Origin of the sequence: Rathayibacter sp. KR2-224, from assembly GCF_049446075.1 — a bacterium.
Taxonomy (GTDB): domain Bacteria; phylum Actinomycetota; class Actinomycetes; order Actinomycetales; family Microbacteriaceae; genus Humibacter.
Genome location: NZ_JBMSEB010000001.1, coordinates 404,556 through 427,170, shown reverse-complemented (window position 1 = coordinate 427,170; position 22,615 = coordinate 404,556). Strand labels below are relative to the sequence as shown.

Below are 22,615 nucleotides of genomic sequence, written 5' to 3'. Positions count from 1 at the left end.
GACAGCAGAACAGTCTAGGTGCGATTGAGGGAATGGCCGGGCGGGCGTGCTCGCCCGGCGAAGGGTGTCGTTCAGGGCAACACGACGACCTGCGCTCCGAAGACGAGGCCGGCGCCGAAGCCGATTTGCAGAGCGAGAGTGCCGCTCAGCTCGGGATGTTCCGTCAGCAGCCGATGCGCTGCCAACGGGATCGAGGCGGCAGACGTGTTGCCCGTCGTCTCGATGTCGCGCGCGATCACGACGCTGTCCGACAGCTTCAGCTGCTTGGCGAACTCGTCGATGATGCGCATGTTCGCCTGGTGCGGAACGAAGGCCGAGAGGTCGGCGGGCGTGATGCCGGCGGCTTCGATGGCCCGTCGCGCTACCTTGGCCATCTCCCACACCGCCCAGCGGAAGACGGACGGCCCATCCTGGCGCAGCGTCGGCCAGGATGCCTCGCCCTCGCGATACTCGATGAGAGTGTGGTCCATGCCCACCGTGTCGGCCTTCGAGCCGTCAGAGCCCCACACGGTCGGGCCTATCCCCGGCACGTCGCTCGGGCCGATCACAGCCGCACCCGCACCGTCGCCGAGCAGGAACGAGATGCTCCGATCGGCTGGGTCGACGACATCGGAGAGCTTCTCGGCGCCGACGACCAGCGCGTAGTGGCCGGCGCCCGCCCGGATCAGAGCATCGGCTTGAGCGATGGCATACGCATAACCCGCACACGCGGCGTTGAGATCGTATGCCGCGGCGGGATTTGCACCGACACGGTCCGCCACGACCGCCGCCATCGACGGCGTCTGCTGCACATTGCTGATAGTCGCGATGAGCACGAGGTCGATCTCGGCGGGCGCCACACCCGACTTCTCGACGGCCTCGCGGGCAGCATCCGTTGCGAGATCGAGGGCGAGTACGTCGCGCGGAGCCCGGGCGCGCGTGACGATGCCGGTGCGCTGCCGGATCCACTCATCGGAGGAGTTGATCGGCCCGATGAGGTCGTCGTTCGGAACAGCGATGCTTCCTCTGGCAGCACCAAGGGACAGGATTCGCGTGTACTGCGGACCGGTCGCTTGCTTCAGACGGAGGGTGCTCATGAGGCGTCGCCCACCGCGACGGACGTCAGCAACTCGACCGCCGCGGAAAGGTCGTCAGGCGTCTTGATGGCCACGGTGGGAACGCCCCTCATGGCACGCTTCGCGAGCCCGGTCAGCGCTCCGCCTGGGGTGAGCTCGATGAGACCGGTGATGCCTGCGTTCTGGAACGACTCCATGCACAGGTCCCACCGCACCGGCGACGCAACCTGGCCGACCATCAGTTCGAGGAATCGAGCGCCCGATTCGACGACGGAGCCGTCCCGGTTGCTCCAGATCGTCAGTGCCGGATCGTTCGCCGTGAACCCGCCGGCCTCCTTGGCGAGGCTGTCCCGTGCCTGCTGCATGTACCGGGTGTGGAACGCGCCCGCCACCTGAAGGGGCACGACCCTCGTGCCACGCAGCGGTTCGTCGGAAAGGCGGGCGAGGGCATCCAGGGCACCTGCGACGACGATCTGACCGCCTCCGTTGTAGTTCGCTGGCTCGAGCCCGAGTTCCGTGACGTGCTCGACGACGGCATCCTGATCTCCGCCGAGCACAGCGCTCATGCCCGTCGGGGTCGCCGCTGCGGCCTCGGCCATGAGTAGAGCCCTTGAACGGACGAAACGGAGTGCGTCGTCGTCCGAAAGAATGCCCGCTCCGGCCGCCGCCGCTGCCTCGCCGACCGAATGCCCGGCGATTCCGCCGATCGCGGCTTCGGGCATCGCCTGGCGTAGTGCACGGAGTGCGAGGAGGCTCGCGGCGACGATGAGCGGCTGGGCGAGTGCCGTGTCACGGATGGTCTCGGCATCCGAAACCGTGCCGTGCTTCACCAGGTCGACGCCAGTGACCTCGGAATAGCGCCCGACGAGACGGCGGGAGGCGTCGTCGGCGAGCCACGGCTCGAGGAAACCAGGGGTTTGCGAGCCCTGACCGGGGCAGGCGACGACAATCACCGTTCTAGTCTGCCAATGCTCTCGAGGGCCCCCGTGTCGATAGTCGATGAACTACTGCGTAATCGTTTGTCGGTGTCGTACATCGTTCCACCTCAGCGGCGCCGGGCCGGCGCATCCGGCTCGTTGATCGAGCCCACGATGAGTGCGGCCTGCAGAATAAGGGCCTCCCGGGCTCCCGTGGCATCCCAGCCGATGACATCCGTCACACGCTTCAACCGGTAGCGCACGGTATTGGGGTGCACGAAGAGCTCTCGGGCGGTGGCCTCCAGAGACCGGCCGTTGTCGAGGTAGCTCCACAGCGTGTTGAGGAGTTCGGGTGAGTGCGCCTGGAGCGGGCGGTAGATGCGGTTCACGAGGGTGCTCCTGGCAAGCGCGTCTCCGGCGAAGGCGCGCTCGGGCAGCAGGTCGTCGGCATGCACGGGCCGGGGGCAGTTGCGCCACGCTTTCGCGACAGCGAAACCGGCGAGGGCCGCCCTGGCACTCTTGGATGCGTCCACCAGCCCTGGTACTTCATGGCCGAGCACGAGATGGCCGGGTCCGAATCCCGGCTCAAGTTGCCGAGCGATCTCCATGAAGCTCGTTGTGCTGGAGGGCCCCATCTCCTCCTGCTCGGTGGCACGCGGCTGCGCGCGACCGATGACCAGAACGAGCCGAGAGCCCTGCACGCCGATGAGCACGTCGGCACTCATGTGCCTGGCGATCCGGCGCAGTTGGTCGACATCGAGCTGCTTCGGAGCCGTGCCGACGAGCACGCTGACCTCGCCGTGTCCGTGCCATCCGAGGGCCGCGATCCTGCTGGGGAGCTCATCGTCGTACTCGCCGGTGAGAATCGAGTCGACAACGAGCGCCTCGAGGCGGGCGTCCCAGAGGCCGCGAGCCTCGGCTGCCCTCGCGTACACGTCCGCTGCCGCGAAGGCGATCTCACGTGAATAGAGCAGGATGGCCTCGCGCAGCTCCTCATTGCCTCCGGTACGCACCCGATCTTCGACCACCTCGACGGTGACGCGGATGAGCTGGAGCGTCTGCTGCAACGAAACCGAACGCAGCAACTCCCGCGGCGCCGCGCCGAACACGTCGGCAGCGATCCACGGCGTGGAGCGGGGGTCGTCGAACCACGAGATGAACGACGTGATGCCCGCTTGCGCGACGAGACCCACGGCCGACCGCCGCCCAGGCGGCATGTCGCTGTACCACGGCAGCGTGTCCTCGAGCCTTTTCAGCGTTGCAGTCGCGAGCTCACCCGAGATCTTGCGCAGCCAGGCGAGCGTCTCCTCTTTGGTCCTCGGCTTCGCCACGCTCGCGCTGCCTAGCTCTCTCCGCCGGCGACCCCGGTCGTGCCGGCGTTCACGTCGTAAAGCCGGTAGCGTTCGATCGCCTGCGCGGGAGCGCCGGGATCGACCTCGCCCCGGCCCGCCAGCAGCTCGAGCGTACGCACGACCATCGAAGGTCCGTCGATCTTGAAGAACCGGCGGGCGGCTGCGCGCGTGTCGGAGAAGCCGAAGTCATCGGCGCCGAGCGTGGCGAACTCGCCGGGAACGTAGGCGCGGATCTGGTCGGGTACCGCGTGCGCGTAGTCGGTCGTCGCGATGAACGGGCCCTGTGCCTGGGCCAGTTTGGTCGTCAGGTATGGAACGCGCTTCTCCTCCTGAGGATGCAGGAAGTTGTGCTCGTCCGCGGCCAGCCCGTCTCTGCGAAGCTCGTTCCAGCTCGTCACGCTCCAGACATCCGCTCGTACGCCCCAGTCGTTCGCAAGAAGCTCCTGCGCCTCGAGTGCCCACGGGACAGCGACGCCGGATGCCAGCAGTTGCGCACGCGGTCCGTCACCTTCTGCGCTGCGCAGCTTGTAGATGCCGCGCAGCACCCCTTCGACATCGAGGTTCTCGGGCTCGGCCGGCTGCACCATTGGCTCGTTGTACACCGTGAGGTAGTACATGACATTCGGGTCTGGGTGCGAGCCGCCGTACATTCGCTCGATGCCGGCGCGAACGATGTGCCCGATCTCGTAGGCGTACGCCGGATCGTAGGTGACCACCGCAGGGTTGGTGGCGGCCAGCATGGGGGAGTGACCGTCGGCGTGCTGCAGGCCTTCGCCCGTGAGCGTGGTGCGGCCCGCGGTGGCGCCCATGATGAAGCCGCGCGCCATCTGGTCGCCGGCGGCCCACATCGCGTCGCCCGTGCGCTGGAACCCGAACATCGAGTAGAACACGTAGACCGGGATCAGAGGCTCGCCCTGCGTGGCGTACGAGGTGCCCACGTTGGTGAAAGCCGCCATAGCGCCGGCCTCGTTGATTCCGACGTGGATGATCTGACCCTGCGGACTCTCCTTGTACGACAGCAGCAGCTCCCGGTCGACCGACGTGTAGTGCTGGCCGTTGGGGTTGTAGATCTTCGCGTTAGGGAAGAAGGCGTCGATGCCGAAGGTGCGCGCCTCATCAGGGATGATCGGCACGATGCGGTGACCGAAGTCCTTGGCCCGCAGCAGATCTTTCAGCAGGCGCACGAACGCCATGGTCGTTGCGATCTCCTGCGTACCCGAGCCCTTCTTCGAGATGGCGTAGGCCGAGTCGTCTGGCAGCGGGATCTGCGTGTACTTCGAACGCCGTTCCGGCAGGAAGCCGCCCAGAGCACGACGGCGCTCCAGCATGTACTGAATGGCCTCGTCGTTCTCGCCGGGGTTGTAGTACGGCGGAAGGTACGGGTTCTCCGCGAGCTGGTCGTCAGTGATGGGGATGTGCATGGCGTCGCGGAACTTCTTGAGGTCGTCCAGCGTCATCTTCTTCATCTGGTGGGTCGCGTTGCGGCCCTCGAAGTGCGGGCCTAGCCCGTATCCCTTGATGGTCTTCGCGATGATGACGGTGGGCTGGCCCTTGTGCTCGACGGCTGCCTTGAACGCCGCGTACACCTTGCGGTAGTCGTGGCCACCGCGCTTGAGGTTCCAGATCTGCTCGTCCGAGTAGTCCTTGACGAGCTCGAGCGCCCGAGGGTCCTTGCCGAAGAAGTGCTCACGCACGTATGCGCCACTCTCGGCCTTGTAGGTCTGGTAGTCGCCGTCCGGCGTGGTGTTCATGATGTTGAGCAGCGCGCCGTCGACGTCGCGGGCGAGGAGGTCGTCCCACTCACGGCCCCAAATGACCTTGATCACGTTCCAGCCGGCACCGCGGAAGAAGCTCTCCAGCTCCTGGATGATCTTGCCGTTTCCGCGTACCGGGCCGTCGAGGCGCTGCAGGTTGGCATTGATCACGAAGGTGAGGTTGTCGAGGCCCTCGTTCGCCGCCACCTGGAGCTGTCCGCGGCTCTCGACCTCGTCCATCTCGCCGTCGCCGAGGAACGCCCAGACGTGCTGGTCCGATGCATCCTTGATGCCGCGGTTCGTCAGGTACCTGTTGAGCTGCGCCTGATAGATGGCATTGATCGGGCCGAGCCCCATCGAGACCGTCGGGAACTGCCAGAACTCGGGCATCAGGCGCGGGTGGGGGTATGAGGAGAGCCCGTTCGGGGCGTGCGACTTCTCCTGGCGGAAGCCGTCGAGCTGTTCGGCGGTGAGCCGGCCCTCGAGGAAAGCGCGTGCGTAGGGCCCGGGGGATGCATGCCCCTGGATGAAGATCTGGTCCCCGCCGCCCGGGTGGTCCTGCCCACGGAAGAAGTGGTTGAAGCCGACCTCGTAGAGCGCCGCACTCGACGCGTACGTGGAGATGTGACCGCCGACCGCGATGCCCGGCCGCTGGGCGCGGTGCACGAGGATGGCTGCGTTCCAACGGATCCACGCCCGGTAGCGCCGCTCGATCTCTTCGTCGCCGGGGAAGTCGGGCTCGTTCTCGGGCGCAATGGTGTTGATGTAGTCCGTCGTGGGAACCATCGGCACGCCGAGGTGGAGTTCCTTCGACCGCTTCAGCAGGTTCAGCATGATCTCGCGAGCACGCTCGCGGCCCTCCGCCGCTACGAGCGCGTCGAGGGACTCCTGCCACTCGGCGGTCTCGTCAGGGTCCGAGTCGATGTAGTTCACCGAATACGGGTCCTGGTCGTTGACAGTCACCGCGACCTCTTTCTTTGTGTGTATCGATCGTGGGCGGCGTCCGATGCTGTCGGGTTGCGACAGTCTGGGCACCGTAGGCAAGCCTAGTCACGATAGCCGTCTTGTCGTGCCGCTGCGGTCCGCTTCAGCGACCCGCGGTCTATGCTGTCGTACCGTGCGCGCTGCCTCGCGGGCACGGCGCATTCAAGCGGGCTTCGCCCACGTGGAAGGAGAAGACGGTGGCTCTGGAGAACGACACCCAGGCGCCCGATTTCGAACTGCCCGACCAGTTCGGCGAGCACGTCCGGCTCAGCGACTACCGAGGCAAGAGCGCCGTCGCTCTCGTCTTCTTCCCGCTCGCCTTCTCGGGCACCTGCACCGGAGAACTCTGCGAGTTGCGAGACAACCTCGAGCTGTTCCGTGCGGACGATGTGGAGTTGCTCGGCATCTCCGTAGATTCGAAGTTCACTCTGCGCGCCTGGGCCGAGCAGGAGGGTTACAAGTTCCGGCTGCTCAGCGACTTCTGGCCCCACGGCGACACCGCCAAGCAGTACGGCGTGTTCCTGGAGGAGAAGGGGTTCGCGAACCGCGCGACGTTCCTCATCGACGCTGACGGCATCATCCGCGAGAGCTTCATCACCGCTCCAGGCGAGGCCCGAACGCTGGAGGCGTACCGCATTGCGCTGGAGGAACTGAAGGCCGCCTGACCTTGGCCGCCCGCCAGGCCTCGGTAGACTTCACAGCCGAGGGCCTTTAGCTCAGCTGGTAGAGCGCCACGTTTACACCGTGGATGTCGTCGGTTCGATCCCGGCAGGGCCCACCCGATAGAGAACCCTGGTCGCGACACGCTATGGCCAGGGCGTCCTCCGCGGCTGGCACTGAGACGATGCCTCATCCATATCGAAGAGTGCGATTGCTCGGGGTGACGCCGTCGACGATCAACCCTTCATCTCGTAGAGAACGTTCGTGATGGCCGCTTCGAGCTGCGCGAACGCTTCTGCGAGCTCAGGCGGCCCGATGACCTCGGTGGCGCCGTGCGCCTGATGCCCACCCGCGATACGCCGCCTCTTGGGGTGCGGGCCGGTTTTACGACAGCCGGAGTGCGAAGCGGCGTTGGGTGGGCTGGATCCTGGGTCTGGCGGAACGTCGCCCGATGGCGCGGACTGCATGGGCCGCCGTCTGACAGCGGTCCGGCCTTCTATGGTGCATGTCGCGCGACTGGAGTTTAGTGTTCGGCCATGAGTCAGGTTGCCCAACCGTCGAGCTATCCGGATCTTGATGGCGACGAGCGCACGACCCTTACGCAATTTCTTGACCTCTATCGCAAGCGCGTGATGACGAGGTTCTCCGCATTGTCCGCTGCCGAGGCGCGAATGGTGAGCTTGCCGGCCACGAAGCTGACGGCGGGCGGGGTCGTCAAGCACCTCGCGCACATGGAGGATCACTGGTTCACCGCGCGGATGGGTCCAGGCGAGCTTCCAGAGCCCTGGGCGTCAGCACCGTTCGCTGCATCGCCCGACTGGGACTTCGACTCCGCTGTCGACGACACCGTCGAGCAGATCACTGCGCTATACGTGGCGGCGTGTCAGCGCAGCCGTGCTGTGGCCGCGTCGATTCTCAGTCTGGATACGAAGGCATCCCGCTCGTCTTTCGGCAAGGGGCCAGTCACGCTGCGCTGGGTGCTCGTGCACATGCTCGAGGAGACCGCATGCCACATGGGCCACCTCGAACTCCTCACCGACCCGTTCGCAGACCACGGCGACGGCACATAACTCGGCACCGCAACTCTTGCATCTGACATCATGAGGGCCCGCCCGGATGCCAGCGGTTTACAGGCAAGTGCCCGAAAGTGCGGCCGGTCCGAGACCATCGCGCAACCACGTTCACACTGCGAGTGTCGTGGTTCGACCTTCGGGTGAGCGGTTGACCCAATTGCCGCGCGCCGGCCGCTCAGGATCTGCTTCTGGCCGTGGCCCGATCGTTGGCCTTCTCGATCGCCGCGACCAGCTCGTGCTTGTTCATCGAGCTGCGGCCAGGAATGTTCAGGCGACGAGCGAGCTCGAGCAGATGCTGCTTCGAAGCGTTTGCGTCGACTCCGCCCGCGGTGGGCCGGTCGGTGTCGCGCCCGCCTGCCGCTTGCCGATCGGAGGGTCCGCTTTCCTTCTTGCGTTCCCAGTAATCGCCGACCTTCTCGTACTCGTTCTTGAGGGCGGCAAAGGCGGTCCGGTGCGCTCGTTGCCCTTCGCCGTACTCGTCAACGGCCGAGTCGTGGGTCTTGGCCCACAGGTCCTGAGCATGCTGGTCAGAGCGTCGGATGGTCGAGGGAATCTGTTCCCGTCCTGGCATGCGAATCTCCTCTACGTTGGCCGATGGTCAGGGTTCGGGAAGCATACGAAGGGTGCCGGATGCCGCGGCACCGCCGAGCGCCTCGAGCCATTCCCTCTTGAGCGGCTCGGTCATGGGCGACTCGTAGCTGAAGTAGAGCGACGAGCTGGGCGAGATCCAGACCGCGCCATGGAGCCCGGGCCCTGCTGCCTTGTCGCTGTCGTCTCCTCCGATGTCGGGTTCGTCGTCCCAGGCGAAGCAGCACGACTCGTGCCGCCGCAGCCTCCCCACGATCACCGCTTGGAGGTGTCGCAACGCACGGTCTCGAATAGCGAGTGCCGGCGCGACTTCGTAGATCATCGATCCCAATTCAGCGCCCCCTTTCCTGGCTCACGGCAGGACCGGTCACGGTCTCAGCCGGCGGTTGTGCTTCCGATGCTCCTGCTGGATGCGTGCCAGTTTTCACGTCGACGACGGATACGGGGCGGGCTTGCGGATCGCGCCTGATGCTCTCAGGCTTAGCTCGACTGCCATGGGCTCAACGCGTGTGGGTGCGCCGCGCGTCACTGTCCCAGCGCCACCCCGCGATCGAAGAAGAACGGCATGGGATCGACGGCGGTGCCGTTCACTCGCACCTCGATGTGCAGATGGCATCCGGTCGATTCCCCGGTGCTCCCCACGCGGGCGATGGGTTGGCCAGCTGTCACGTGGTCCCCAGGGGAGACCATGATGGTGCCGTCCGAGATGTGGCCGTACGCCGTCTGCACGCCATCCCCGTGATCGATGAGGATGAAGTTGCCGTAACCGCTGTACGGAGCGGCGTAGCTCACGGTGCCGTCCGCGGAGGCGACGATCACCGTCATGCAGGACGCTCCGATGTCGACTCCAGGGTGGAACACCGGTGTGCCGGCCGGCTGCGAGGGCCGCGGCCCGAAGACATCGGTGATCGGTCCCTTCACCGGATCGACCCAGGTGCCGGGTGCCAGCGTGAAGTTGTCCGTGAAGCTCTGGTCGGCGCCGCCGCTTGAGGCCGCCACCATGGCGTTGGTCGCTGCGTCGAGGGATGCCTGTGCCGCGTCGACGGCCGATTGTGCCGTGTTCTTCGCAGCACGCTTCTCGGCCAGCGGAATGGCGGCCACTGCGTCTTTCGCCTTGGCCGCGGCATCCTTCGTGTTCTGGGCTCGCTTTGCGGTGGATTCGGCCCTGCTGGTCAGCGTCCCGAGAGGCCCGTGGAGGCTGCCGAGCTCATGGGCGGCAGTCAGGCGCTGCAGCAGGTTCGCGTTCCCGCCTGCGTCGTCGCCTAGCAGCGCACCCAACGTGGTGGTCGCGTCGTCAGTGTGCGTCTGATGCAGAGCGACCATGAGCTTGGCAGCCGCGGCTTTCGCTGCACTCGACGCCGCCTCGGCAATCGCCTCGGCAGAAGCTGCGAGAGCCTTGGCGTTCGCGTACGCGGTCTTCGTTGCGTCGTAGTCGCTGCCGGCCGCGTCGAGGAGCGACTGAGCCGCGTCGACGGCGTTCTGCGCCTTGTCGATGGCGGTCTGCAGGTTCGCCATCGCGTCATCGCTCACCTGCGAATCGCCGGTCGCCGCTCCGGTGGTATCACCGTCGGCGGCAGTTCCATCCGGCGCTGGTGCCTGCGTCGACCCATCGTCGGGCGGAGGCGTGACGGGCGGAGTGGGCGTGCCGCTGGGACCGGGCGTGCCCGTGTCCGTCGGTACGGGGGTGGGCGTCGGATCGGGAGTAGTCGTGGGAGACGGCGTCGGATCCGGGGTGGAAGTGGGCGAAGGCGTGCCCGTCTGGCAGCCGGTGCCGCAGTCGTCTGTGCGAACCGCCCCGATGCCCGACGTTCCTGCAGCGAGGAGCAGGACGCAGGCTATGGCGGTGCGCCGAATGCGCCATCGGCGCACAGGCGTAGCAGACCGTTCATCGGTTGCTTCCGCGTGTCCCATGTATGCCACCGTGCCCGGAGCCGCACGGCCCCGCTTTGAGTCTGTCACCGGTGCCCTGTGGGCGGCAACGGAGCCCGGTGAATTCCGGGTTACCGGTTGAGAGCGACGAAGGCTGCCCATCGTGATGGGATAATGGACCACATGGTTGAAGCGCTGCTCTGGGGGTTCATCGGTCTCGTCGGCACTGTCGGCGTGATTCTCGGGGTTGCAGCAGCCATCCAGATGGCCCGCTCGCCCTACCGTTCGCGCTGAAGCGTTACGGCCGGCCCTCGCCGGCTGGACAGTCGCCCAGCGTGGTAGTCAGCGCCGCAGGTAGGTGAGGAACCGGTAACGAAGGCCGGACTCGGATGTCGCCCAGCCGTTGTGCGGGTCGGTACTCGCGAGCATCCACTCCTCGCCTACGGGCGGGGCCAGAGTGTCGCCTGGGAGGTCGGAATCGATCTCGGTGACCTCTATGCGGTCGGCTCGCTCCATGGCCGCCGCGTAGACCTGACCCCCGCCGATCACCCAGACCTCGTCGCCCGCCTTTCGCAACGCATCGTCCAAGGACTCGGAGCGGTCGGCCCCGTCTGCGGCCCATGCAGGGTCGCGCGTGATCACGATGTTCCGGCGACCCGGCAGAGGGCGGAACCGTTCCGGCAGGGAATCCCAGGTCTTCCGTCCCATCACCACGTCACCGCCCAACGTGAGCTGACGGAACCTTCTGCCGTCCTCTGGGAGGCGCCAGGGGATGCCCCCGCCCGCGCCGATCACACCCGAGCGCGTCTGCGCCCAGATGAGTGCGACGGTCATACGGCGACAGCCGCGCGAATGGCAGGGTGATGCTGGTACCCGACCACCTCGAAGTCCTCGAACCGGTAGTCGAAGATGCTCTCCGGGTGCCTCGTGATCGCCAGGCGCGGCGCAGGGAACGGCGTGCGCGACAGCTGTTCGACCACCTGGTCGACGTGATTGTCGTAGATGTGGCAGTCGCCGCCGGTCCACACGAATTCACCGACGCCGAGGCCGACCTGGTCGGCGATCATGTGCGTGAGCAGCGCGTAGCTGGCGATGTTGAAGGGCACCCCGAGGAACATGTCTGCGCTGCGCTGGTAGAGCTGACATGAGAGCTTGCCGTCGGCAACATAGAACTGGAACAGCGCGTGGCAGGGAGCGAGTGCCATGCCTGGGATCTCAGCGACGTTCCATGCCGAGACGATCATGCGGCGCGAGTCGGGATCCTCCCGCAACGTGGTGAGGAGCGCCGAGATCTGATCGATGTGCTGGCCGTCTGGAGCCGGCCACGACCGCCACTGCACCCCGTAGACCGGCCCAAGATCGCCGTTCTCGTTGGCCCACTCGTCCCAGATGCTGACCCCGTGATCCTGCAACCAGCGCACGTTGGATTCCCCGCGAAGAAACCACAGCAGTTCGTACGCGACGGAGCGGAAATGCACGCGCTTGGTCGTGATGAGCGGGAAGCCCTTGGAAAGGTCGAACCGCAGCTGGCGTCCGAAGACGCTGCGTGTACCGGTTCCCGTGCGATCGGATTTGGGCGTTCCATGCTCGAGAACGTCGCGGAGCAGGTCTTCGTATGGGGTGGGGATCGCCGCATCCATGATGTGAAGATCGTACGTGGTCGCCGCCGTCTGCGACGATGCCCCGCCGCACCTCGGCTCCACGTGACCTGTGGACAATGGTCGCCCGCTCTGCGCACGGAATAGGCTCCGGCTATGGGGACCGACGAGGGCGCAACGGGTGCAGCCGAGCCCGACGAACTCGACGCGCCCGAACCGGTCAGGCGCCGGTCCACCTACCTGTCGCGTTCCCGCCCGTCGACGACCGCCAGGAGCAGCCTCGTACACGACGAAGCTCTCGAACACGATGCGGCAGACGTGCACGATGACGAAGAGCTCGCCATCGCGCTGGAGAACGAGATCTCGCTGCTCACGGCATCGCTCCCGATCGTTCCGGCATCGCTTTTCGGCGCGACACCCGCGCCCGTGCAGGCAACCCACTCCGGCAGCGAAGCAGAGCTGGAGATAGCGCACGAGGCCGACACAGGCAACACCCTGGCCGCGATAGAGCGGCTTGAGGCGCTGCTCGCCGCGCAACACGCTTCGACACTTCCCGCGGCGATCGGTTCAGCGACGAACCCGCCAACCGAGACGGCCCCGATCCCGTACGCGCCCGACAGCCAGAGCGAACGGACCCCGGTGGCGCAGGCCATAGACCAGCCGGAGCGCCCACGTCGCCGCCGACGGCTCTTCTGGCTGTGGTTCGCCCTCGCGTTGACAGTGCTGGCGATCGTTTCCGGTGTCGGCCTCGTCATGGCGGGGTTCGATCCGGTTCCGATGCTCATCGCCGTGGTCGTCGTCATCGTGCTCGGCTTCATCCCGCTCTGCGTCGGCATCGTCACGGGAGCATGGCGGGCACCTCGAGAACCCAGTGCCGGGTAGGCTCGACGGGTGCCGACGATCGCCGAAATCCTCTCCGTTGTCGAGCGGCTCTGGCCGGTTTCGGGAGCGGAGCAATGGGATGCCCCCGGCCTCGTGACGGGGGATCCTGCGGCATCGGTGACACGCGTACTGCTCACGGTGGATGCCGTCGCCGAGACGGTCGACGAGGCCGTGTCGGGCGGATTCGACTTGATGCTCGCCCACCACCCTCTGTTGCTGCGCGGTGTCACGAGCCTGGCCGAGGATCGCTACAAGGGCGCTTTGGTCACGCACCTCATTCGGGGAGGGTGCGCCCTTCTCACCGCACATACGAACGCAGACGTCGTGCCGACTGGCGTTTCCGACGTCTTCGCCGAACGGCTCGGCCTGGTGGACACGCGGCCGCTCGTTCCGGGTGTGGATGCCCGTTCGGGCCTGGGAAGGGTCGGCCGGTTGCCGGAGCCCACGACCCTCGGCGCGCTCGCTCGCGAACTCGCCGTTCTTCTCCCTGCGACCGCCAGCGGCATCCGCGCAGCAGGCGAGTACACCCGGGCCGTTTCGACGGTGGCGCTGTGCGGCGGAGCTGGCGACGCATTCCTCAGCGAACCCGCGGTGCGGGAGGCGGATGTCTACATCACGTCCGATCTGCGTCACCACCCGGCGTCGGAAGCGCTCGAGCAGGCGCGCCTGTCTGGTGGTCCCGCCCTCATCGATGTGTCGCACTGGGCTTCTGAATGGCTATGGCTCGATACCGCGGCCGCGCAACTGCGCGAAGCGCTTCCCGCCCTCACCGTGGAAGTGAGCGACCTGCGCACCGACCCATGGGACTTCGTCGTCGTGCAATGAGGCCGACCCGTACGGACGCGGTGGAATAACGTAGACCGACACGGCAGCGCTGAAGACGGCCGCCCGAAAGACACGAATATTGGCGAGAAAAGAGTGCTGTGAAGGCTGATCCAGGGGTTCAACGCGAGCTGCTCCGAGTTCAGGAGCTGGACGACGCGATCGCCAAGGCGACGCGTTCGATCGCCAGCCCGACGCAAGCCAAGCAGTTGGCGCAGTTGGAGCCGCAGGCGGCCGAGATCCGCAGCAGGAGACTCGCGGTCTCCGGAGAGCTGGAGGATGCCAAGGCGGAGCTGGCCAGGCTCGAGTCGGATGTCAAGGTCGTCGAAGCGCGCATGGAGCGCGACGCCGACCGGGCACAGCACACGGCGTCTGTGAAGGATGTCGCCGCCCTCGAAGCGGAACTCAACGCTCTGCGCAAGCGCCGCAGCGACCTCGAAGACATCGAACTGGCGATCATGGAGCGCGTCGAGACGCTCGAGGCGACGCTGGCCGGAATCGACGCCGAGGCTTCCGAAGTGGGCGAAAGGGTCGCCGGCCTGGAGGCGGAGCGAGCGGCCGAGGTGAAGGCATGGGAGCGCAAGCGGTCGGATGCCGTCGCCGATCGCGCCGCTATCGTCGCGGCCCTCCCCGAAGACCTCGTCGCGCTGTACGAGAAGCAGCGCGCGCGCTACGGTGTGGGCGCAGCAAGGCTGGTCGGCGGCGTCTCTCTCGCCTCCAACATGAAGCTTTCTCCTTCCGATCTCGCCGACGTGCACTCTGCCGCCGACGACGAGGTCGTGCTGTGCCCGGACAGCGGAGCCATCCTCATCCGCGACGAGAACTCGTGAACCGGGCCGCGGCGATGCGGCTGTAGCCTTGACGACGGAACGGGTCGGCAAGACGGTCGCGTCGGCATCCTCTCCGGGGGACGCCGCCGAGGAACGTCCGGGCTCCGCAGAGCAGGACGGTGGGTAACGCCCACCCGGGGTAACCCGCGAGACAGTGCCACAGAAAACAGACCGCCTCTGCGCAAGCAGGGGTAAGGGTGAAACGGCGGTGTAAGAGACCACCAGCGGCCGGGGTGACCCGGCCGGCTAGGCAAACCTCGTCCGGAGCAAGGTCAGACAGGGAACCATGAGGCTGCTCGCCTCGTTTCCGGGTAGACCGCTAGAGGGCCGTGGCAACGCGGTCCCGAGATAGATGGCCGTCCAGGACGCTTCGTCGTCTGGACAGAACCCGGCGTATCAGCCGGCCCGTTCCCACCAGAGTCGCGACACGCTGCGACCAGTCCGAAGTCAGGCCGTGGCCACCGGCCGCTTGTGGTGCCCTCGAGCGGCCAGCGCGGCGGCGCCGAGGATTCCTGCGTTGTTGCGGTGCACGGCAGGCACGATCTTCGTGTCGATGTCGATCAGGGAGCCGAACTCGTCCCAGTGTTTCGACACTCCGCCGCCCACGACGAACAGGTCAGGGGAGAACAAGAACTCGACGGTGCGGTAGTACTTGGTCAGCCGCTTGCACCAGTGCTCCCAGTCGAGGTCGTCGCGCTCCTTGGCGGAGTATGCGGCCTTGCTCTCCGCGTCGTGGCCGTCGATCTCAAGATGGCCGAGCTCCGCGTTCGGCACGAGCACGCCGTCGTAGATCAAGGCGGAGCCGATGCCGGTGCCGAGCGTCGTCAGGATGACGAGGCCTCCTACGTCTTTCGCGGCGCCGAACTCGGTCTCGGCGTATCCGGCGGCATCCGCGTCGTTGACGAAGAGGATGTCTCGCTTCAGAACGTTCTCGAAGAGCTTCTCGGCCTCGAGACCTATCCACTTCTTCGAAACGTTGGCGGCCGACATTGTGCGGCCGTTCTTGATGATGGCCGGGAAGCAGACGCCCACCGCCGTGTTCGGGTCGTGCCCTGGCAGGGAATCGAGCACCTCCCGCGCGGTCTCCACGATGTCGTCCGGCTTGCCGCCCTTCGGCGTCGCGAGCTTGACGCGCTCGCTGACCAGCTCGCCGGATTCGAGGTCGACGATGCCGCCCTTGATCCCCGTTCCGCCGATGTCGATGCCGATTGCCGTCGTGGAGGTCATGAGGGAAATCTACCTGCCACGCGTAGCCGAACGTGTCGCGCCCCCGGCTGCGAACGAATACCGGCCGGGCGGGTCACGGCAAGGTGAGGATCTCTGCGCCGGCCTCGGTCACGACGAGCGTGTGCTCGAACTGGGCTGTGATCGATTTGTCTTTGGTGGTCACGGTCCAGTCGTCGGCCCACATGTCCCAGTCGGGCGAGCCGAGCGTGAGCATCGGCTCGATGGTGAAGACCATGCCGGGAACCATCTCGGTGTCGTAAGCGGGTGCCGAGTCGTAGTGCGGGATGATCAGGCCCGAGTGGAACGATCGCCCGACACCGTGGCCGGTGAAGTCGCGCACCACCCCGTAGCCGAACCGCTTTGCGTAGGACTCGATGGCCCTGCCGATCACGTTCACCTGGCGACCAGGCGCAACCGCCTTGATGCCGCGGTTCATGGCCTCGCGAGTGCGCTCCACAAGCAACGCGACGTCTTCGGATGCCTGGCCGACGAAGAACGTCTGGTTGCTGTCGCCGTGGAAGCCGTTCTTGTACGCCGTGATGTCGATGTTCACGATGTCGCCGTCGTCGAGCACCGTGTCGTCGGGGATGCCGTGGCAGATCACCTCGTTGACCGAGGTGCAGCTCGACTTCGGATAGCCGCGATAGCCCAGTGTCGAGGGATATGCGCCCTCACCGATCAGGAATTCGTGCGCGATGGCATCCAATTCGTCGGTCGTGACCCCTGCCGCGACATGCTCACCCACGAGTGCGATAGCCATCGCCGCGATTCGTCCGGATTCCCTGATCGCCTCGATCTCGTCTGGCGTGTACACGTCGCCGCGGCCGTCCCGGGCCGGGCCGGGCTTGCCGACATATTCCGGTCGGGGAATGGAGTCGGGAACGGGGCGTCGCGGGCTGATGCGACCGGCGAGCAGGTGGCCGGCAGGGTCCTTGGGCATAGAATCAACCTTATGGCGGAGCCGTACGAGAACGACATCGAGCACAAGTACTGGTACAACGTCAAGACCGGTCAGGTGGAGCAGGGCTTCCGCTCGCCCGCCCCCAGCAGGGTCGGACCATTCGACACGCACGAAGAAGCCGAGCACGCCCTCGAAAAGCTCCGCGAGAACAGCGCCAAGTGGGCGGCGGACGACGAAGCCGATCGTTGAGGTCTGGCTTTATCGCCCTCGGCTCGGCTGACCCTGCGCGCTGAACCGCGTCAGGAGCCGTGCGTCAGTAGCTGTGCTCGGGGCCGGGGTATTCGCCATCTTCGACGTCGCTCTTGTAGCGCCGTGCTGCGTCGCCCAACACACCCTTCAGATCGGCGTACTGCCTCACAAAACGGGGAATGCGGCCGGTCGTGAAGCCCGCCCAGTCGGTCCAGACCAGCAACTGACCGTCGACGTGCGGCCCGGCGCCCACGCCGATGGTCGGAATTGACAGCTCCTGCGTGACCTGCGCCGCGGCATCCGCGGGCACCATCTCGAGCACGACGGCGAAGGCGCCGGCTTCTTCGACGGCATGCGCGTCGGCCAGCAGCGCCTCGACGCCCGACTCGCCACGGCCCTGGATGATGTGCCCGCCCAGCTGGTGCTCACTCTGCGGCGTGTAGCCGATGTGCGCCATCACGGGGATGCCCGCATCCACGATGCGCCTGATCTGCTTGGCGCTACGTCGGCCGCCCTCCAGCTTCACGGCGTGCGCTCCGGTCTCCTTCATGAACCGCACCGCCGTGTGCAAAGCGTCTTGCACGTCGGTCTCGTACGAACCGAAGGGCATGTCTGCGACGACGAACGCTCGCCTGACGGCGTGGGCCACCGCCCGCGTCAACGGGATGAGGTCGTCGACGCGCACGGGCAGCGTCGTGTCGTATCCGAAGACGTTGTTTCCTGCCGAGTCACCGACGAGCAGGAAGTCGATCCCTGCCTCGTCGAAGATCTGGGCGCTGAGCATGTCATAGCTCGTGAGGCCTGTGATCTTGATGCCGTCGGCCTTCGCATTCTGGAAGTGACGCGTGCGGACCCGTCTCGGTCCGCCCTCCGAGGAACCGCCGTATGGCCGTTCCTCGGCCGCCGCGGGTGTCGGTTCGCTTGCGTCGTCAGCCATGCCGGCCAGTCTATGGCTGTACCGTCACACCGGTATTCTCACGGGCTTCACACGGCGCCGTCCGAAGCCGTCAGCGCACGGGAACCACTAGCCTAAGAACCGAGCGGAACGCCAGCCGGGACGTGATCGGGCACGGGGAAAGGGATCAGATGGACAAGCAGCGTGACTTCGTGCTCCGCACCATCGAAGAACGTGGAGTGAAGTTCGTGCGGCTATGGTTCACCGACGTCGTGGGGACGCTGAAATCGGTGGCGATCGCACCCGCAGAGGTGGAGGGTGCATTCACCGAGGGGCTCGGTTTCGACGGGTCGGCGATCGAGGGCCTGACGCGCACTTTCGAGTCCGATCTTCTTGCCCACCCCGACCCCACCACATTCCAGATCCTGCCATGGCGCGGTGAGATAGACCCGACCGCACGTATGTTCTGCGATATCACCACACCAGATGGCGAACCCGCAGTGGCAGACCCCCGGAACGTGCTCAAGCGCACGCTCGAGAAGGCCGCCGACCGCGGGTTCACGTTCTACACGCATCCGGAGATCGAGTTCTATCTCCTGAAGTCGTCGCAGTTCGGCGAAGGCGGACCGGTGCCCGTGGACTCGGCAGGGTACTTCGACAACGTGCCGGGTGGCACAGCGCACGACTTCCGTCGTCGCTCGGTGCGCATGCTCGAGGATCTCGGCATCTCCGTCGAGTTCAGCCATCACGAGGTGGGTCCCGGTCAGAACGAGATCGACCTGAGGTATGCAGACGCACTCACCACGGCGGACAACATCATGACGTTCCGCACCGTGGTGAAGGAGGTCGCGATCGAGCAGGGTGTGTACGCGACGTTCATGCCCAAGCCGCTCACGGGGCATCCGGGCAGCGGAATGCACACGCACCTGTCGCTCTTCGAGGGCGACACGAACGCGTTCTTCGAGCCAGGCGCGCAGTACCAGCTCTCGAAGGTCGCTCGTCAGTTCATCGCCGGAGTACTGCAGCACGCCCCGGAGATCACGGCCGTCACGAACCAGTTCGTGAACTCGTACAAGCGTCTCTGGGGTGGAGACGAGGCGCCGAGCTACGTGTGCTGGGGGCACAACAACCGCTCGGCGCTCGTACGCGTGCCCCTGTACAAGCCGGGCAAGGGGCAGAGCGCCCGTGTCGAGTACCGCGGCATCGACTCGGCCGCTAACCCATACCTGGCGTTCTCGCTGCTCCTCGCGGCAGGGCTCAAAGGCATCGAGCAGGAGTACGAGCTTCCGCCCGAGGCCGAAGACGACGTCTGGGCGCTCAGCGATGCCGAGCGCCGCGCACTCGGCTACAACCCGCTGCCGGCCAGTCTCGAGCAGGCGGTACAGCGCATGGAGGAGTCCGAACTGGTCGCCGAGACGCTCGGGGAGCAGGTCTTCAACTACGTGCTCGCCAACAAGCAGCGTGACTACCGCGAGTACCGTGCTCAGGTGACGCCGTACGAGTTGCGCACCAACCTCGAGATCCTCTAGCTTCCGCCACCCGTCCCACTCGTACGTATGCCGCCCATCACCCTGACCGCCCTCGCCAGGTCGGGCTTCGTCGGGCTGTCGGATGCTCGCGCCCGCCTCGACGAACTTGCCGGGCTGGGCGGGCCAACACCTGAGCTCACGCTCGAGCTGGTCGCAGACGTCGCCGATCCGGACGCCGCCCTGGAGCGCATGCTCGCCCTGATCCGACGTCGGCCGGAAGAGACGGTCGCGCTCTGCGCGGATTCGGCGGCGTTGCATCGCCTGCTGCTCGTGCTCGGAGCGTCCAGCGGGCTTGCCGAGTTCCTGATGCGCCGACCGGAGGCGCTTGACGTGCTGCGCCGGCCGACGGTCGCTTTACCGCGCGAGAAGGAGCTGCGGGAGGACCTGCTCGATGCCGTCGGGGCTCGAGGAGGCGTGGCGTCCTTGGCTGGAGAGGATGCCTGGATCGAGCTGCGCGCCCGCTACCGCGTGCGGCTCACCGAGATCGCGGCATACGACCTGCAACAGCCGGATCCGGTAGCCGGTGTTTCGGAGGTGGCCGGAGCCCTCGCTGCGCTTGCCGGGGCGGCCATGGATGCCTCGCTGGCGGTTGCCAGGGCCACCGCCTCCGCGAGCGGGCCGGGAACGTTTCCGGCTTCAGATGTCGCGGGAACCCGGCTGGCCGTCATCGGCATGGGCAAGACGGGCGCCGAGGAGCTCAACTATCTCAGCGACGTCGACGTGATCTTCGTCGTCGAAGGAGACGATGACGCCGGGGTCACCCCGGCGAAGGCCGTCGCCATCGGCACAAGGCTGGCCAACCTGATGATGCGGGGCATCGACTCCTTCACCATCGAGCCGCCCCTGTGGGAGGTCGACGCCAACCTTCGGCCCGAGGGCAAGGACGGCGCGCTTGTTCGCACGCTCGAGTCGCATATTGCGTACTACGACCGCTGGGCCCAGGGCTGGGAATTCCAGGCGCTGCTCAAGGCGCGGCCCATCGCCGGCGACCTGGACCTCGGGCGCCGCTATGCCGAGGCGATAGCGCCGTACGTGTGGGCCAGCGCGGGAAGGGCCAACTTCGTCGAGTCGGTGCAGCGCATGCGCGAGCGGGTGACCGAGAACATCCCCTCAGACGAGGTCGACCAGCAGCTCAAGCTCGGCCCGGGCGGGCTGCGAGACATCGAGTTCACCGTGCAGCTGCTTCAGCTCGTGCACGGTCACAGCGATCCAGCGGTACGGGTCGCGGGCACGCTCCCTGCGCTCGATGCGCTGGCGGCCGCTGGGTACATCGGTAGAGCGGAGGCCGCGGAATTCGCCCGTGACTACCGGATTCTGCGCCTGCTCGAGCATCGCATCCAGCTGTCGGAGCTGAGGCGCACCCACCTGATGCCGAGAGACGAGCAACGCCTACGAGTGCTCGCCCGGGCGACTGGCCTCGCGAACAGCGCCCAAGAGCTGTTGAGCGTATGGGCTGACATCAAACGCAGGGTTCGTGGTCTGCACGAACGCCTCTTCTACCGCCCCCTGCTCGCCGCTGTTGCCGCGCTTCCCGGGGCGGACGCCACGCTCACGGGCGAGCAGGCGGAGGCTCGGCTCGCGGCTATCGGATTCGTGGATCCGCACGGCGCCCTTCGCCACATCGCCGCTCTCACCGCGGGAGTGTCACGACGCGCGGCGATCCAGCGAACCCTCTTGCCCGTCATGCTGCAGTGGTTCGCAGACGGCGCGGACCCCGACTACGGGCTGCTCACCTTCAGGCGGCTGAGCGAGGACCTGGGCAGCACGCACTGGTTCCTGCGGATGCTCCGTGACTCGTCTGGCGCTGCCGAACGGCTGACTCGGGTGCTGTCCGGCTCGCGCTTCGCAGGCGAGCTGCTCGGGCTGATCCCGGAGAGCGTCGCGTGGCTCGACGACGATGCCGAGCTCAGAGCGCGGCCCCGTGCGGCACTCGACGACGAGATGGCCGCCATCCTGGACCGGCACAAGAGCCGGGACGCCGCCGCCAAGGCGATCCGCGGCGTGCGTAGACGCGAGATTCTGCGGCTGGCCTTCGCAGGCATCCTGGGCGTGGCGACCGTCGGGGAGCTCGCCGAAGGCCTGAGCGACATCTCCGAGGCGGCGATCGCGGGCATCCTGGCCGCCATCCGCGAGGGCGAGCCGCGACAACTCGAGTTCGCCGTCGTCGCCATGGGGCGGTTCGGTGGTCGAGAGCTGGGCTTCGGATCGGATGCCGACGTGATCTACGTCTTCCGGCCCCTCAACGGCGTCGACACGAACGCGGCGCATCGGGCGGCCCTGTCGATCGTTGCCGAGCTCAATCGGCTCACAGATGACGCGCGCCTGCCCTTCGAGCTCGACATGGATCTGCGACCCGAGGGCAAGAACGGCACACCCGCGCGTTCGCTCGAGTCGTATCGGGCCTACTACGAACGGTGGTCGCTGACGTGGGAGGCGCAGGCGTTGCTGCGAGCCAGGGGAGTGGCCGGCGACGAACGGCTCCTCGCCGACTTCACGGAGCTGGCCGATTCGGTGCGGTACCCAGCGTCCATCTCCGACCGGGACGTGCGCGAGGTGAAGCGCATCAAGGCTCGAGTCGAGAACGAACGGCTTCCGCAAGGAGCAGACCCCACGAGGCACCTCAAGCTCGGCCGCGGCTCACTGAGCGACGTGGAGTGGCTCGTGCAGCTCCAGCAGCTCAAGCACGCCGCGAAGTCACCGGCTCTGCGCACGACATCGACACTCGGCGCCCTTGCCGCATGCGTCGACCTCAGCCTGCTCGATGAGGCGGATGCCGAACGCCTCCGCGAAGCGTGGATCCTCGCGTCCAGGGCGCGCAGTGCCGCGACTCTCTGGACCAACAAGACCTCGGACCTCCTGCCCTCGGACCGAAAGGCGCTCGACGGAGTCGCACGTCTGCTCGAGTACCCGCCAGGATCCGCCACCCGGCTCGAAGAGGATTACCTGGGCGTCACGAGGCGAGCTCGAGCGGTATTCGAGCGCCTCTTCTACGGCGAGCAGTAGTGCTCGCAGCCTGTGTCGTTCGTCTTCGACGTGGCGACCGAGTCGACCCCGGGCGGTAACCGGCCCATGTCCGCCGAGTAAAATCTCAGAGGTTTCTCACCCTGCGTGGCCCCCGTTTTCGGGGCCATTCTCAGGTCGCCATCGACCATGCGCGTCCACGGTGACGCTGTACCCCTACGTGGACGACTCGGACGAATCGGTGCAGGACCGTTTCCCGCTCTGATCGGGAATTCGGTGCACCGATCCCGTCGCCTAAGCGGCCTCGCACAGGGGAGAGGCGGATGTCGGCGGACTGGGGGACAGAACGGTTTCGCGCTCATTCGACGCGGGCTCCGACACACGTTGCACCAGGCCGACGCGCCGGCGGGCGCTGTCTTGTGCTCGGTTCACCTCCGGCGCTAGAAACAAGCACAGCCCGAATGAATCC

21 protein-coding genes, 1 tRNA gene and 1 other RNA gene are annotated in these 22,615 nt (G+C 66.6%); 10 read left to right on the top strand and 13 right to left on the bottom strand.

The features are described 5' to 3' along the window. Positions 1-71: 71 nt before the first annotated feature. From ACO2Q7_RS02005 to aceE, 4 genes are all read right to left on the bottom strand, one after another. Entirely contained in the window at positions 72-1,076 is a 1,005-nt protein-coding gene (locus tag ACO2Q7_RS02005) for a beta-ketoacyl-ACP synthase III (protein WP_423353965.1), read from the bottom strand. Further along, on the bottom strand, positions 1,073-2,008 hold the full coding sequence (locus ACO2Q7_RS02000; protein ID WP_423353964.1) for an ACP S-malonyltransferase: 936 nt from the start codon (positions 2,006-2,008) through the stop codon (positions 1,073-1,075). Before ACO2Q7_RS02000 ends, ACO2Q7_RS02005 begins: the two co-directional genes overlap by 4 nt. A gap of 92 nt (positions 2,009-2,100) precedes the next feature. Beyond that, the gene (locus ACO2Q7_RS01995; RefSeq protein ID WP_423353963.1) at positions 2,101-3,303 is read right to left on the bottom strand and encodes a PucR family transcriptional regulator; all 1,203 of its coding nucleotides are present in this window, start codon (positions 3,301-3,303) and stop codon (positions 2,101-2,103) included. 11 nt (positions 3,304-3,314) lie between these two features. After that, a complete protein-coding gene (gene aceE / locus ACO2Q7_RS01990; protein WP_423353962.1) occupies positions 3,315-6,041 on the bottom strand; it encodes a pyruvate dehydrogenase (acetyl-transferring), homodimeric type in 2,727 nt (908 codons plus the stop codon). Positions 6,042-6,259: 218 nt separating this feature from the next. Between aceE and ACO2Q7_RS01985 the strand changes: the two genes are divergently transcribed. Further along, entirely contained in the window at positions 6,260-6,727 is a 468-nt protein-coding gene (locus tag ACO2Q7_RS01985) for a peroxiredoxin (protein WP_423353961.1), read from the top strand. Positions 6,728-6,767: 40 nt separating this feature from the next. After that, positions 6,768-6,840: transfer RNA gene (locus ACO2Q7_RS01980), tRNA-Val, on the top strand. 118 nt (positions 6,841-6,958) lie between these two features. On the opposite strand, the gene ACO2Q7_RS01975 is transcribed toward ACO2Q7_RS01980, so the two are convergent. Continuing rightward, positions 6,959-7,189, bottom strand: a complete 231-nt coding sequence (locus ACO2Q7_RS01975; protein ID WP_423353960.1) for a hypothetical protein — start codon at positions 7,187-7,189, stop codon at positions 6,959-6,961. A gap of 69 nt (positions 7,190-7,258) precedes the next feature. On the opposite strand from ACO2Q7_RS01975, the gene ACO2Q7_RS01970 reads away from it, so the two are divergent. Continuing rightward, the gene (locus ACO2Q7_RS01970) at positions 7,259-7,792 is read left to right on the top strand and encodes a DinB family protein (RefSeq protein WP_423353959.1); all 534 of its coding nucleotides are present in this window, start codon (positions 7,259-7,261) and stop codon (positions 7,790-7,792) included. A gap of 178 nt (positions 7,793-7,970) precedes the next feature. On the opposite strand, the gene ACO2Q7_RS01965 is transcribed toward ACO2Q7_RS01970, so the two are convergent. From ACO2Q7_RS01965 to ACO2Q7_RS01945, 5 genes are all read right to left on the bottom strand, one after another. Continuing rightward, positions 7,971-8,366, bottom strand: a complete 396-nt coding sequence (locus ACO2Q7_RS01965) for a ChaB family protein (RefSeq protein WP_423353958.1) — start codon at positions 8,364-8,366, stop codon at positions 7,971-7,973. Positions 8,367-8,393: 27 nt separating this feature from the next. Further along, the gene (locus ACO2Q7_RS01960) at positions 8,394-8,705 is read right to left on the bottom strand and encodes a hypothetical protein (protein WP_423353957.1); all 312 of its coding nucleotides are present in this window, start codon (positions 8,703-8,705) and stop codon (positions 8,394-8,396) included. Positions 8,706-8,908: 203 nt separating this feature from the next. Beyond that, positions 8,909-9,913: a M23 family metallopeptidase gene (locus ACO2Q7_RS01955; RefSeq protein ID WP_423353956.1), complete on the bottom strand. Its 1,005-nt coding sequence runs from the start codon at positions 9,911-9,913 to the stop codon at positions 8,909-8,911. 681 nt (positions 9,914-10,594) lie between these two features. Next, positions 10,595-11,086, bottom strand: a complete 492-nt coding sequence (locus ACO2Q7_RS01950) for a dihydrofolate reductase (protein ID WP_423353955.1) — start codon at positions 11,084-11,086, stop codon at positions 10,595-10,597. Next, the gene (locus ACO2Q7_RS01945; protein ID WP_423353954.1) at positions 11,083-11,892 is read right to left on the bottom strand and encodes a thymidylate synthase; all 810 of its coding nucleotides are present in this window, start codon (positions 11,890-11,892) and stop codon (positions 11,083-11,085) included. Before ACO2Q7_RS01945 ends, ACO2Q7_RS01950 begins: the two co-directional genes overlap by 4 nt. A gap of 114 nt (positions 11,893-12,006) precedes the next feature. Between ACO2Q7_RS01945 and ACO2Q7_RS01940 the strand changes: the two genes are divergently transcribed. The 4 genes from ACO2Q7_RS01940 (at position 12,007) to rnpB (ending at position 14,796) form a co-directional block, all read left to right on the top strand. Then, positions 12,007-12,732 (top strand): hypothetical protein, encoded by a 726-nt coding sequence (locus ACO2Q7_RS01940; RefSeq protein ID WP_423353953.1) that lies wholly within the window; start codon positions 12,007-12,009, stop codon positions 12,730-12,732. Positions 12,733-12,741: 9 nt separating this feature from the next. Continuing rightward, positions 12,742-13,557, top strand: coding sequence for a Nif3-like dinuclear metal center hexameric protein (locus ACO2Q7_RS01935; RefSeq protein ID WP_423353952.1), 816 nt, complete (start codon positions 12,742-12,744; stop codon positions 13,555-13,557). 98 nt (positions 13,558-13,655) lie between these two features. Continuing rightward, positions 13,656-14,384 carry a zinc ribbon domain-containing protein gene (locus ACO2Q7_RS01930; RefSeq protein ID WP_423353951.1) on the top strand — a complete coding sequence of 243 codons (729 nt, stop codon included), beginning with the start codon at positions 13,656-13,658 and terminating at the stop codon, positions 14,382-14,384. A gap of 40 nt (positions 14,385-14,424) precedes the next feature. Beyond that, positions 14,425-14,796: RNase P RNA component class A (gene rnpB / locus ACO2Q7_RS01925), an RNA gene on the top strand. A gap of 35 nt (positions 14,797-14,831) precedes the next feature. Here rnpB and ppgK read toward each other — a convergent pair. Further along, entirely contained in the window at positions 14,832-15,611 is a 780-nt protein-coding gene (ppgK, locus tag ACO2Q7_RS01920; RefSeq protein WP_423353950.1) for a polyphosphate--glucose phosphotransferase, read from the bottom strand. A 73-nt stretch (positions 15,612-15,684) separates the two neighbouring features. Further along, complete coding sequence (map, locus tag ACO2Q7_RS01915; protein ID WP_423353949.1) at positions 15,685-16,551, bottom strand: type I methionyl aminopeptidase; 867 nt, start codon at positions 16,549-16,551, stop codon at positions 15,685-15,687. Between the two features lie 12 nt (positions 16,552-16,563). Between map and ACO2Q7_RS01910 the strand changes: the two genes are divergently transcribed. Continuing rightward, positions 16,564-16,761, top strand: coding sequence for an SPOR domain-containing protein (locus ACO2Q7_RS01910; RefSeq protein ID WP_423353948.1), 198 nt, complete (start codon positions 16,564-16,566; stop codon positions 16,759-16,761). 64 nt (positions 16,762-16,825) lie between these two features. Here ACO2Q7_RS01910 and panB read toward each other — a convergent pair whose 3' ends face one another. Next, entirely contained in the window at positions 16,826-17,698 is an 873-nt protein-coding gene (gene panB, locus ACO2Q7_RS01905) for a 3-methyl-2-oxobutanoate hydroxymethyltransferase (RefSeq protein ID WP_423353947.1), read from the bottom strand. A 149-nt stretch (positions 17,699-17,847) separates the two neighbouring features. Between panB and glnA the strand changes: the two genes are divergently transcribed. Both glnA and ACO2Q7_RS01895 read left to right on the top strand, forming a co-directional pair. Next, positions 17,848-19,185 carry a type I glutamate--ammonia ligase gene (gene glnA, locus ACO2Q7_RS01900; protein ID WP_423353946.1) on the top strand — a complete coding sequence of 446 codons (1,338 nt, stop codon included), beginning with the start codon at positions 17,848-17,850 and terminating at the stop codon, positions 19,183-19,185. 27 nt (positions 19,186-19,212) lie between these two features. Further along, a complete protein-coding gene (locus ACO2Q7_RS01895) occupies positions 19,213-22,188 on the top strand; it encodes a bifunctional [glutamine synthetase] adenylyltransferase/[glutamine synthetase]-adenylyl-L-tyrosine phosphorylase (RefSeq protein WP_423353945.1) in 2,976 nt (991 codons plus the stop codon). The last annotated feature ends 427 nt before the right edge of the window (positions 22,189-22,615 follow it).